Genomic DNA, 203 nt, shown 5'->3' on the forward strand with positions numbered 1-203 from the left:
TATGTTCCGGAAACGGTGTAAGTTTTTCCGTCAACGCTCCAGTTGTAGACACTTCCCGAACAGATTGTTTCGGTTGTGACTACATCGGCAGGTTTAGGAGTAACAGTCAAATCCAGAACCTGATCAGCCGTACATCCGTCGTTTTGTATTCTTAATAAAGTTGATTGAGAATAAGTAATTCCATTTATAGGCCAAATGTAAGT

1 protein-coding gene is annotated in these 203 nt (G+C 40.4%); it reads right to left on the reverse strand.

Going from position 1 to position 203, the window contains the following annotated elements:
- On the reverse strand, positions 1-203 hold a 203-nt coding region (locus ACWA1B_RS23865; RefSeq protein WP_456911191.1), incomplete at both ends, for a hypothetical protein.

Source organism: Flavobacterium xizangense (assembly GCF_054075145.1).